The sequence below is a fragment of the Pseudomonas sp. P4_B3 genome, assembly GCF_056402295.1.
Window position 1 is genome coordinate 52947 of sequence record NZ_JBFUHR010000032.1, and the last position, 11651, is coordinate 64597.

At 60.7% G+C, this 11651-nt stretch carries 9 protein-coding genes; 6 read left to right on the forward strand and 3 right to left on the reverse strand.

All coding sequences use genetic code 11. The annotated features are described in order from the left end of the window. Positions 1–111: 111 nt before the first annotated feature. The 4 genes from AC1DWG_RS28160 (at position 112) to AC1DWG_RS28175 (ending at position 4910) form a co-directional block, all read left to right on the forward strand. The gene (locus AC1DWG_RS28160; protein WP_477755444.1) at positions 112–585 is read left to right on the forward strand and encodes a MarR family winged helix-turn-helix transcriptional regulator; all 474 of its coding nucleotides are present in this window, start codon (positions 112–114) and stop codon (positions 583–585) included. Next, entirely contained in the window at positions 582–2051 is a 1470-nt protein-coding gene (locus AC1DWG_RS28165; RefSeq protein ID WP_477788658.1) for an efflux transporter outer membrane subunit, read from the forward strand. The genes AC1DWG_RS28160 and AC1DWG_RS28165 overlap by 4 nt, the downstream gene beginning before the upstream one ends. Positions 2052–2066: 15 nt before the next feature. Then, on the forward strand, positions 2067–3269 hold the full coding sequence (locus AC1DWG_RS28170) for an EmrA/EmrK family multidrug efflux transporter periplasmic adaptor subunit (RefSeq protein ID WP_477788659.1): 1203 nt from the start codon (positions 2067–2069) through the stop codon (positions 3267–3269). Between the two features lie 108 nt (positions 3270–3377). Then, positions 3378–4910 (forward strand): DHA2 family efflux MFS transporter permease subunit, encoded by a 1533-nt coding sequence (locus AC1DWG_RS28175; protein WP_477788660.1) that lies wholly within the window; start codon positions 3378–3380, stop codon positions 4908–4910. A 61-nt stretch (positions 4911–4971) separates the two neighbouring features. Here the strand turns inward: AC1DWG_RS28175 and lpxH are convergent, their stop codons facing one another. Both lpxH and AC1DWG_RS28185 read right to left on the reverse strand, forming a co-directional pair. Then, on the reverse strand, positions 4972–5724 hold the full coding sequence (gene lpxH / locus AC1DWG_RS28180) for a UDP-2,3-diacylglucosamine diphosphatase (protein WP_477764585.1): 753 nt from the start codon (positions 5722–5724) through the stop codon (positions 4972–4974). Then, positions 5721–6224 carry a peptidylprolyl isomerase gene (locus AC1DWG_RS28185; protein WP_046037821.1) on the reverse strand — a complete coding sequence of 168 codons (504 nt, stop codon included), beginning with the start codon at positions 6222–6224 and terminating at the stop codon, positions 5721–5723. The genes lpxH and AC1DWG_RS28185 overlap by 4 nt, the downstream gene beginning before the upstream one ends. A 267-nt stretch (positions 6225–6491) precedes the next feature. Between AC1DWG_RS28185 and AC1DWG_RS28190 the strand changes: the two genes are divergently transcribed. Together AC1DWG_RS28190 and cysS are read left to right on the forward strand one after the other, a co-directional pair. Then, on the forward strand, positions 6492–8189 hold the full coding sequence (locus AC1DWG_RS28190) for a glutamine--tRNA ligase/YqeY domain fusion protein (RefSeq protein WP_477764584.1): 1698 nt from the start codon (positions 6492–6494) through the stop codon (positions 8187–8189). A gap of 15 nt (positions 8190–8204) precedes the next feature. Beyond that, a complete protein-coding gene (cysS, locus tag AC1DWG_RS28195) occupies positions 8205–9587 on the forward strand; it encodes a cysteine--tRNA ligase (RefSeq protein WP_046037823.1) in 1383 nt (460 codons plus the stop codon). A 214-nt stretch (positions 9588–9801) separates the two neighbouring features. On the opposite strand, the gene AC1DWG_RS28200 is transcribed toward cysS, so the two are convergent. After that, entirely contained in the window at positions 9802–11634 is a 1833-nt protein-coding gene (locus AC1DWG_RS28200) for a sigma-54-dependent Fis family transcriptional regulator (protein WP_477764582.1), read from the reverse strand. Positions 11635–11651 lie beyond the last annotated feature (17 nt).

Genomic DNA, 11651 nt, shown 5'->3' on the forward strand with positions numbered 1-11651 from the left:
TGCCTTTAGTCAACTAAATACAAAGCTTCCTAACTATTACGTTGACATTCGCTGCTTAGGCAGTAATATCTCGACATATATTCACTGCCTAGGCAGCTAATTGGTGGTCAGATGAAACATTTCTCTCCAGACGATTTCCAGAATTGCCATCTCGGTTTGTTGCTCGGACGCGCCGCGCTGCTCAAGGACCGGATCATCGACACCCACATGGAACCCCACGGCATCACTGCCGCGCAGTTCAAGGTGTTGATCATCATGGCCCAGTTCGGCGTCGATTCGCCGGGAGAGTTGTGCCGTCACCTGTCCCTGGACAGCGGTTCAATGACCCGCATGCTCGATCGTCTGGAACAGAAAGGTTTCCTCGCTCGCCAACGCTCCGAGGCGGATCGTCGCCAAGTGCAGCTTGTGCTCACGGAAGAAGGGCAGAAGCTCGCCGGGCTGCTGCCGCACATCGGCGCCGAAGCCATGAATGAACTGGCCGGTGCCATCACTCCAGAGGAGCTGAAAACCCTGGAGTTGATCCTGAAGAAAATTTTGGTGGCAGCCGGTGACGCGATCACCCTGCTGCGGGTAGGTGACAAATGAGCAGTACCCCCTTGCGTACCGGTCTGAGCCTGGTGCTGTTGGCCATGAGCGTCGCCGGTTGCGCCAGTTACAGCGGCCTGAAAACCGAAGGCGTCAGCCTCGACGCGAAAAACCTCAAGGCCGGACAATCCCTCAGCGGCGTGACGTTGTCGCCGGCCGCCTGGCCGAAAAGCGACTGGTGGAAAAGCCTCGGCGACCCGCAACTCGACGGCCTGATCCGCGAGGCCTTGCGCGATAGCCCGGACATGCAGATCGCCGACGCCCGTGCCCATCAGGCCAGCGCTGCCGCTTCCGCAGTCGACGCCGAGCGGATGCCGACCCTGGATGCCAGCGCCGGTGTCAGCCGCTCGCGCCAGGCCCTGGACCAGGATCCGCGCGGGCAGGGCGACACGTACGCCACCATTCGCAACATCAGCACCAGTTTCAATTACAACTTCGACCTGTGGGGCGGTCAGCGCGATGCCTGGGAAGCGGCCCTCGGCCAGGCCCGCGCCGCCGAAGTCGACCAGCAGGCTGCGCAATTGACGCTGGCCGCCGATGTCGCCCGGGCCTACAGCGATCTCGGCCAGGCACACATCGTCTATGACCTGTCCAACGAAGACATCAAGCGCACCCGGCAAATGCTCGACCTGAGCCAGCGGCGCCTGACTGCCGGGATCGACAGCCAGTACCAGTTCCAGCAGACCGAAAGCCTGGAAGCCACTTCCCAGGCCAACCTGATCGACGCCGAAAAGCGCTTGAACAGCGCGAAAATCGCTCTCGCGGTGCTGCTCGGCAAAGGCCCGGACCGTGGCAATGAAATTGCCCGACCCAACATTCTTCAGCCGAGTGCGGTAGCGCTACCTTCGGTGCTGCCGGCCGAGTTGCTCGGACGTCGCCCGGACCTGGTGGCCGCGCGCTGGCGGGTCGAAGCGGCGAGCAAAAACATCGACGCCGGCAAGACCCGGTTCTATCCCAACTTGAACCTCAGTGCCGCCGCCGGTGCCGAATCCCTGTTGGGGGATGCGATGTTTGGTTCGGCCAGCCGCTTCTTCAACATTGCACCGACGATCTCGGTGCCGATCTTCGACGGTGGTCGCTTGCGCGCCGACCTCGATTCGCGCGACGCCGATTACGACCTCGCCGTGGCGCAGTACAACAAAAACCTGGTGAAGGCGCTGGGGGATGTCAGTGACAGCATCAACCAGTTGCGCGATATCGGCCGGCAGATCACTGCCCAGCAGCACGCCACCGACATCGCCCAGGATTCCTACAACACCGTGGTCCAGCGTTACGGTTCCGGCATCGGCAACTACCTGGACGTGCTCAGCATCGAGCAGCAACTGCTCCAGGCCCAGCGCCAGCTGGCCAACCTGAATGCCGAGCAGATTGACCTGTCGATCCAACTGATGCAGGCGCTGGGTGGCGGTTTCCAGCCTGAGGCCATCGCCTCGGCCAACGCCACGCCAGCCACGCTGACCCACTAATTCAAGGTACTTGTCATGGCCACTGCCGATACAACTCAACCTCCTGAAAACCCCCAGGGCAACCCCAACTCGGGCAAACGCAAGTTCATGTTGCTGGTCCTGGCCGCCGTCGTCGTATTGAGCGGCGCGGGCGTCTGGGCCTATCACGAGTTCTACGGACGCTGGAGCGAAAGCACCGACGACGCCTATGTGAACGGCAACGTGGTGGAAATCACGCCGCTGGTCACCGGCACCGTGGTCAGCATCGGTGCCGACGACGGCGATCTGGTCCATGAAGGCCAGGTGCTGGTGAACTTCGACCCGAACGATGCCGAAATCGGCCTGCAAAACGCCCAGGCCAACCTGGCGCGCACCGTGCGTCAGGTGCGTGGCTTGTACAGCGATGTGGATGGCATGAAAGCCCAGGTCAACGCCCAGAAAGCCGAAGTGCAAAAGGCCCAGGACAACTTCAGCCGCCGCAAGAACCTCGCCGCTGGCGGGGCTATTTCCCAGGAAGAGCTGTCCCATGCCCGCGACGACCTGACCTCGGCGCAAAACGCCCTGGCCAACGCCGAACAAAAGCTCAAGACCACCAGCGCGCTGGTCGATGACACCGTGGTTTCGTCGCACCCGGACGTAATGGCCGCTGCCGCACAACTGCGTCAGGCGTACTTGAATAACTCGCGCAGTACGCTGATTGCACCGGTGACCGGTTACGTGGCCAAGCGTTCTGTACAACTTGGCCAGCGCGTGCAACCAGGTACCGCGCTGATGGCGGTGATTCCGCTGGATCAACTGTGGATCGACGCCAACTTCAAGGAAACCCAGCTGCGTGACATGCGCATCGGCCAGCCGGTCGAGATCGAAACCGACCTCTACGGCAGCGACGTCAAATACAGCGGCACCATCGACAGCCTCGGCGCCGGGACCGGCAGCGCCTTTGCCCTGCTGCCGGCGCAGAACGCCACCGGTAACTGGATCAAGATCGTGCAGCGCGTGCCGGTGCGGATCCACGTCAACGCCGAAGAGCTGGCAAAACACCCGTTGCGGGTTGGCCTGTCGACCATGGTCGATGTGAATCTGCGCGACCAGAGCGGGCCGGTGTTGGCGCAACAACCGCCGCAGAAGGCTTCGTTCAGCACTAACGTCTACGACCGTCAGTTGGCCGAGGCCGAGGCGATGATCACCCAGTTGATCCACGACAACAGCGCCGCGGTCAGCAAAACCGCGCAACGCTGATTCGCCAGTGTGCCATCACACCGACCCCTGTGGGAGCGAGCCTGCTCCGGGCGGCGTTCCGACGATAGCGTCCGGTCGCAGCGCCAGCCCAGTTTCAAAGGATTCGCGATGAGCAATAACGCGTCTTTCACGCCACCCAGCCTGCTGCTCAGCACCATCGGCCTGTCGCTGGCGACCTTCATGCAAGTGCTCGACACCACCATCGCCAACGTGGCGTTGCCGACGATCTCCGGCAACCTGGGCGTGAGTTCGGAGCAGGGCACCTGGGTCATCACCTCGTTCGCCGTGAGTAACGCCATCGCCTTGCCGTTGACCGGTTGGCTCAGTCGTCGTTTTGGCGAGGTGAAGCTGTTTGTCTGGGCGACACTGCTGTTCGTGCTGGCCTCGTTTTTGTGCGGGATTTCCACCTCAATGCCCGAGCTGGTGGGCTTCCGGGTGCTGCAAGGGGTGGTGGCGGGGCCGTTGTACCCGATGACCCAGACCTTGTTGATTGCCGTTTATCCTCCAGCGAAACGGGGGATGGCACTGGCATTGCTGGCAATGGTGACGGTGGTCGCGCCGATTGCCGGGCCGATCCTCGGCGGCTGGATCACTGACAGCTATAGCTGGCCGTGGATCTTCTTTATCAATGTGCCGATCGGCCTGTTCGCGGCATGGGTGGTGACTCAGCAGATGAAAAAGCGTCCGGTGGTCACCAGCCGCCAACCGATGGATTACGTCGGTCTGATCGCGCTGATCATTGGCGTCGGGGCGCTGCAGATCGTGCTCGACAAGGGCAACGATGCCGATTGGTTCGAGTCCAGTTTCATCGTGATCGGCTCGGTGATTTCGGTGGTGGCCCTGGCGTTCTTCGTGATCTGGGAAATGACCGACGAACATCCGGTGGTCAACCTGCGCCTGTTCGCCCATCGCAACTTCCGTTACGGCACCATCGTGTTGATTCTGGGGTACGCCGGGTTCTTCGGGATCAATCTGATCCTGCCGCAATGGTTGCAGACGCGACTGGGCTACACCGCGACCTGGGCAGGTTTTGCCGTGGCGCCGCTGGGGATCCTGCCGGTGCTGCTGTCGCCGTTTGTCGGCAAGTACGCGCCGCGATTCGACATGCGCGTGCTGGCGGGCGGGGCGTTCCTGGCCATCGGCCTGAGCTGTTTCATGCGCGCAGGCTTCACCAATGAAGTGGACTTCCAGCACATCGCGCTGGTGCAGTTGTTCATGGGGATCGGCGTGGCGCTGTTCTTCATGCCGACCCTGACCATCCTGCTGTCGGACCTGCCACCGAGCCAGATTGCCGACGGTTCGGGGCTGGCGACGTTCTTGCGTACCTTGGGCGGCAGTTTCGCGGCGTCGTTGACCACCTGGATCTGGATTCGCCGGGCGGATCAGCATCACGCCTACCTGACCGAAAGCATCACCCCGTTCGATCCGGCGACCCGCGAAGCGCTGACCAACCTGGGCGGGGCAGGGGTCAAGGCCTACACGCAGCTGGAGCAGACGGTGATCAGCCAGGCGTACATCATGTCCACGGTGGATTACTTCACCTTGCTGGGCTGGATGTTCATGGGGTTGATCCTGATTGTATGGCTGGCCAAGCCGCCGTTTACTGCCAAGGCGGGGCCTGCGGCTTCAGCGGGACACTAAACACCGCACAACCCCTGTAGGAGCGAGCAGGCTCGCTCCTACTGGGGTTTGTGTTTGGTGGTTAGTTGGCGGGTGCGGCCAACTGCGGTGGCGGGGCGAAGTCGAACGGCGCCAGCGCAAACCCTTGCTCATCCACCTGCAACGCCCACCCTTGACGATCCCAATCCCCCAGCACAATGCGCCGGGCCGCTTGCTCGCCAAGCTGCAACTTGTGAATCGCGGGACGATGGGTATGCCCGTGGATCAAGGTTTTCACCCCGTACTCCTGCATGATCCGCGGAATTTCCTCGGGCGTGACATCGACGATGTCATTGGCCTTCATCCGCACCTGCGCACGGCTTTCACTGCGCAGCTTGCGTGCCAGCTTGTGCCGGGTGCTTAACGGCAGGTTGCGCAGGATAAACAGGGTGATCGGGTTACGCAGGTAGCGACGCAGCTTCATATAGCCTTCGTCGCGGGTGCACAGGCTGTCGCCGTGCATCAACAGCACCGGTTCGCCGTTGAATTGCACGACACTCGGGTCTTTCAGCAGGGTGCAGCCGGCCTTTTTGCAGAAGGCCTTGCCGAGCATGAAGTCGCGATTGCCGTGCATCAGGAAAATGGCCGTGCCGCTGTCGCTCAAATCGCGCAGGGCCTGGCAGATGGAGCGCTGGAAGGGTGTCATGGCGTCGTCGCCGATCCACACCTCGAAGAAATCGCCCAGAATGTACAACGCACTCGCCGAGCGGGCGCGTCCGGCGAGCAAATCCAGAAACGCCCGGGTAATGTCCGGGCGCTCCTCTTCCAGATGCAAGTCTGAAATCAGCAATATCACTCAATGATCTCGGCTTTCTCGATGATCACGTCGTCTGCTGGTACGTCCTGGTGGCCGGACTTGGAAGTGGTGGCCACGCCTTTGATCTTGTCGACAACGTCGGTGCCGGCGGTCACTTTACCGAATACCGCGTAGCCCCAGCCCTGAACGTTCTTGCCGCTGTGGTTGAGGAAGCTGTTGTCGGCCACGTTGATGAAGAACTGTGCGGAAGCCGAATGCGGCTCCATGGTGCGGGCCATGGCGACGGTGTACTTGTCGTTGGAAAGACCGTTGTCAGCTTCGTTCTGGATGCTTGGGCGCTTGTCTTTCTTTTCTTTCATGCCTGGCTCGAAACCGCCGCCCTGGATCATGAAGTTACCGATGACACGGTGGAAAACGGTGTTTTCGTAGTGACCGGCTTTAACGTACTCGACGAAGTTGGCCACGGTGATCGGGGCTTTGTCGGCGTTCAGTTCGAGGACGATGTCGCCATGGTTGGTAGTCAGTTTGACTTGGGTCATGATCGGGACTCTTTTAAGGAGAAGCGTTTCTAAGGAATTCGTGGTTTTGGGACATTCCGTCCCGCAACCGGTTCAGCCTGTCTCGGCCAAGGTGCGCAGTTTAGCGTGACAGGCACGAATTTCGAGGCTGTTTTTTCATTTACGGCCTATTAAATACGACGGTTTACAGAGTGCGCTCTGTCAGGTACTTGACGGCATCGGCTATGATAGCGGCTTTGTTTTGTCCGGCCTTCATTACGGCCACGCACTTGTACGTTCAAGGATCCTATGAGCAAGCCCACTGTCGACCCTACCTCGAATGCCAAGACCGGCCCTGCCGTGCCGGTCAACTTCCTGCGGCCGATCATCCAGGCAGACCTGGAATCGGGCAAGCACACGCAGATCGTCACCCGTTTTCCGCCTGAACCCAACGGCTACCTGCACATCGGCCACGCCAAGTCGATCTGCGTGAACTTCGGCCTGGCCCAGGAGTTCGGCGGCGTCACGCACCTGCGTTTCGACGACACCAACCCGGCCAAGGAAGACCAGGAATACATCGACGCGATCGAAAGCGACGTCAAATGGCTGGGCTTCGAGTGGTCCGGTGAAGTGCGCTACGCCTCGCAGTATTTCGACCAGTTGCATGACTGGGCGGTGGAGTTGATCAAATCCGGCAATGCCTACGTTGATGACCTGACCCCGGAACAAGCCAAGGAATACCGTGGCAGCCTGACCGAGCCGGGCAAGAACAGCCCGTTTCGCGAGCGCAGCGTCGAAGAGAACCTGGATCTGTTTGCCCGAATGAAAGCCGGCGAGTTCAAGGACGGCGCACGGGTGCTGCGGGCCAAGATCGACATGGCCTCGCCGAACATGAACCTGCGCGACCCGATCATGTATCGCATCCGTCACGCCCACCACCACCAGACCGGTGACAAGTGGTGCATCTACCCGAACTACGACTTCACCCACGGTCAGTCGGACGCCATCGAAGGCATTACCCATTCGATCTGCACCCTGGAGTTCGAAAGCCACCGTCCGCTGTACGAGTGGTTCCTCGAGCACTTGCCAGTGCCGGCCAACCCGCGCCAGTACGAGTTCAGCCGCCTGAACCTGAACTACACCATCACCAGCAAGCGCAAGCTCAAGCAACTGGTCGATGAAAAGCACGTCAACGGCTGGGACGACCCGCGCATGTCCACGCTGTCGGGCTTCCGCCGCCGTGGCTACACGCCGAAATCGATCCGCAATTTCTGCGAAATGATCGGCACCAACCGTTCCGACGGCGTGGTGGACTTCGGCATGCTCGAATTCAGCATCCGTGACGACCTCGACCACAGCGCCCCGCGCGCCATGTGCGTGTTGCGTCCGCTGAAAGTCGTGATCACCAACTACCCGGAAGGCCAGGTCGAGAACCTCGAACTGCCGTGCCACCCGAAAGAAGACATGGGCGTGCGCGCACTGCCGTTCGCCCGTGAAATCTACATCGACCGTGAAGACTTCATGGAAGAGCCGCCAAAAGGCTACAAGCGCCTGGAACCGGCCGGTGAAGTGCGTCTGCGCGGCAGCTACGTGATCCGCGCCGACGAAGCGATCAAGGACGCCGATGGCAACATCGTCGAACTGCGCTGCTCGTACGATCCGGACACCCTGGGCAAGAACCCGGAAGGTCGCAAGGTCAAAGGCGTGGTCCACTGGGTGCCGGCCGCGGCCAGCGTCGAGTGCGAAGTGCGCCTGTACGATCGTCTGTTCCGTTCGGCCAACCCTGAGAAGGCCGAAGACAGCGCCAGTTTCCTGGACAACATCAACCCTGATTCGCTGCAGGTACTCACCGGTTGTCGTGCCGAGCCTTCGCTGGGCAATGCACAGCCGGAAGACCGTTTCCAGTTCGAGCGCGAAGGCTACTTCGTCGCGGATATCAAGGACTCGAAACCGGGCGCTCCGGTATTCAACCGTACCGTGACCCTGCGTGACTCCTGGGGCCAGTGATTCAAGGAACATGACGTGCTGACGATCTACAACACGCTCACCAAGAGCAAAGAAGTTTTCAAGCCGCTGGATGGCAACAAGGTGCGCATGTACGTCTGCGGGATGACCGTGTACGACTATTGCCACCTGGGCCACGGCCGCAGCATGGTCGCGTTCGATCTGGTGACGCGCTGGTTGCGCTTCAGCGGCTACGACCTGACCTACGTGCGCAACATCACCGACATCGACGACAAGATCATCAACCGGGCCCGCGAGAACGGCGAGTCGTTCGAAGCGCTGACCGAGCGCATGATCGCGGCGATGCACGAAGATGAAGCGCGCCTGAACATCAAGAAGCCGGACATGGAGCCGCGTGCCACGGATCACATCCCGGGCATGCACGCGATGATCCAGACCCTGATCGACAAGGGCTATGCCTACGCCCCGGGCAACGGCGACGTGTACTACCGCGTCGGCAAGTTCATGGGCTACGGCAAGCTGTCGCGCAAGAAGATCGAAGACCTGCGCATCGGCGCCCGCATCGAAGTCGACGAGTCCAAGCAGGACCCGCTGGACTTCGTATTGTGGAAAGCAGCCAAGCCGGGCGAGCCGAGCTGGGAATCGCCGTGGGGCGCCGGGCGTCCGGGTTGGCACATCGAATGCTCGGTGATGTCCACCTGCTGCCTGGGCGAGACCTTCGACATTCATGGCGGCGGTAGCGATCTCGAGTTCCCGCACCACGAAAACGAAATCGCCCAGAGCGAAGCGGCCACCGGCAAGACCTACGCCAACGCGTGGATGCATTGCGGCATGATCCGTATCAATGGCGAGAAGATGTCCAAGTCCTTGAACAACTTCTTCACCATTCGCGACGTGCTCGACAAGTACCACCCGGAAGTCGTGCGTTACCTACTGGTGTCGAGTCACTACCGCAGCGCCATCAACTACTCGGAAGACAACCTCAAGGACGCCAAGGGCGCCCTGGAGCGTTTCTACCACGCGTTGAAAGGCCTGCCGAACGTTGCACCGGCTGGCGGCGAAGCCTTCGTCGAGCGTTTCACCCAGGTGATGAACGACGACTTCGGTACGCCGGAAGCCTGCGCGGTGCTGTTCGAGATGGTCCGCGAGATCAACCGCCTGCGCGAGAGCGATCTGAACGCAGCGGCCGGTCTGGCAGCCCGTTTGAAAGAGCTGGCCAGCGTGTTGGGTGTATTGCAGCTCGAAGCCGATGACTTCCTGCAGGCTGGCGCCGAAGGGCGCGTCGATGCAGCCGAAGTCGAGGCGCTGATTGCAGCGCGCCTGGCAGCGCGTGCCGGCAAGGACTGGGCCGAATCTGACCGCATTCGCGACCAGCTCACTGCCATGGGCGTGGTGCTGGAAGACGGCAAGGGCGGTACGACCTGGCGTTTGGCTGACTGACAGATGTAATGCTTAAAAACAAAACCCGCCAAGTGCGGGTTTTGTTTTTAAGGGCTGTTCGCTATTTCTGCGGTGACAGGGCTGGCGTCTTTCGCTGCGATGCGGCGACCCGACAAGCCAGCTCCTACAAGGTCGCGCCGTTCGCCAAAATCACATACACCACGGACACTGTAGGAGCTGGCTTGCCAGCGAAGGGGCCCGTCCGGCCAACCCATCATTCAGTCTGGCGCAACCGCTTATAAAGGGTGTTACGACTAACCCCCAACCGCCTCGCCAGATACGAAATATTCCCCCCCGCCGCCTGCAACTGCCGGTTCAAATCTTCGGCATCATTCAGATCCACGGCTAACGGTTCCGGCGTATCGACCGGCTCCATCTCCAGATCAACAAAAAAATCATCCGGCAAATGCTCTGGCCTTATCGGTTGTTCCTCGGCCATCGCCAATGCCACCTGCATCACACTGCTGACCTGGCGCAAATTCCCCGGCCACGGGTGGCGGCTGAACAACTCCATCACTTCGTGACTCAACCCAGCCCACTGACTCAGTTCGCGGTGCTGTTCCCACAAGCGTTTGAACAGTGCCTCTTTATCGCTGCGCTCTCTTAACGGTGGCAATTCCAGAGTCAGGCCGCCGATGCGGTAATACAGGTCTTCACGAAACCGCCCCAGTTGTACCTGTTCGCGCAACGAGCGATTGGTCGCGGAAATGATGCGCAAGTCCACCGGGAACAACTCGCTGCTGCCCACCGGTTGCACGCAACGCTCCTGCAACACCCGCAACAGTCGCGCCTGGGTCGGCAGCGGCATGTCACCGATTTCGTCGAGAAACAGCGTGCCTTTGTCAGCCTTGCGGATCAGCCCGATGCTGCCTTTCTGGTTGGCGCCGGTGAACGCGCCTTTCTCATAGCCGAACAACTCGGACTCCACCAGTTCGGCGGGAATCGCTGCGCAGTTGACGGCGATGAACGCTTGTTTGCTGCGAGAGCTGGCCTGATGCAGGGCTTTGACGAACACTTCCTTGCCGACCCCGGTTTCACCGTGAATCAGCAAGGGAATGTCTTTTTCCAGCAAGCGCTCGGCCTGACGCACGGCTTTTTCCACACGACTGTCGCCGAAATGCAGGGTATTGAGGCTGATGGCCGCGGGCGCAGCTACAACCGGCTCGGTGAACACTCGAGGCTGAATTGATGCCTGTTTCGGCCGCTTCAACAGGCACTGGAAGCGGTTGCGCCCCGAGGTTTGCAAGGCGAAGGGCAGGCCGTCGGGCTGGTTCAGCAATTCCAGCAGCGAGACCTTGAACAGGCTTTCGACACTGACCCGCGACAGGCTGATGCCCAGCAGGTTGTCGGCCCGGCGATTGGCCGACAACACTTGGCCAGTCTCATCGAATATCAGCAACCCCGCCCACTGACTGTCGAGGTTGTTCAGTCCGGTGTTGAACGTCAGTTGGAAATGCTGGCCATGGAACAGGTTGAGGATCAGCCGGTTTTCCACGGTCTGGCTCATCATCTTGACCATGCCCAGGGTGTGGGAGGGCGGCAGGTAGCTGTCACTGGACACATCCAGCACCGCGATCACCTTGCGCTCGGCATCGAAAATCGGCGCGGCGGAGCCGGTCATGAAGCGGTTGGCCTTGAGGAAATGTTCGTCGTGCTCGATGTGCACCGCTTGTTCACAGGCCAGGGCGGTGCCAATGGCGTTGGTGCCGCTGCAGCGTTCCATCCAGCTGGCGCCGGCGCTGAACCCCCGTGCCAGTTTGGGTTCGATAAAGCGCTGCGTTCCCCACGACGTGAGCACCTGGCCCTGATGGTCGGCGAGCATGATCAGGCAATTGGAATTGCTCAGGATGTTCTCGTAGTAGGGCAGCACTTCCTGGTGGGTGGTTTGCACCAGTGAATGTTGGCTCTCCAGCAATTGCGCAATGCCCGCTGCCGGCAATTGGTCGAATGCCGGTGTGCTCTGATGACTGAGACCGAACGTGCGGCAACGGGACCAGGAGTCCTGGATGATGGCGTCGTGGGACAGTGGCGAGGCAGGTGCGGCCATGGCGGTCGATCTCTGAA

Excerpts from the sequence above, each read along its gene's own strand:
- AC1DWG_RS28160 (WP_477755444.1), top strand. The coding sequence starts at position 112 with ATGAAACATTTCTCTCCAGACGATTTCCAGAATTGCCATCTCGGTTTG.
- AC1DWG_RS28165 (WP_477788658.1), top strand. The coding sequence starts at position 582 with ATGAGCAGTACCCCCTTGCGTACCGGTCTGAGCCTGGTGCTGTTGGCC.
- AC1DWG_RS28170 (WP_477788659.1), top strand. The coding sequence starts at position 2,067 with ATGGCCACTGCCGATACAACTCAACCTCCTGAAAACCCCCAGGGCAAC.
- AC1DWG_RS28175 (WP_477788660.1), top strand. The coding sequence starts at position 3,378 with ATGAGCAATAACGCGTCTTTCACGCCACCCAGCCTGCTGCTCAGCACC.
- AC1DWG_RS28185 (WP_046037821.1), bottom strand. The coding sequence starts at position 6,224 with ATGACCCAAGTCAAACTGACTACCAACCATGGCGACATCGTCCTCGAA.
- AC1DWG_RS28190 (WP_477764584.1), top strand. The coding sequence starts at position 6,492 with ATGAGCAAGCCCACTGTCGACCCTACCTCGAATGCCAAGACCGGCCCT.
- AC1DWG_RS28200 (WP_477764582.1), bottom strand. The coding sequence starts at position 11,634 with ATGGCCGCACCTGCCTCGCCACTGTCCCACGACGCCATCATCCAGGAC.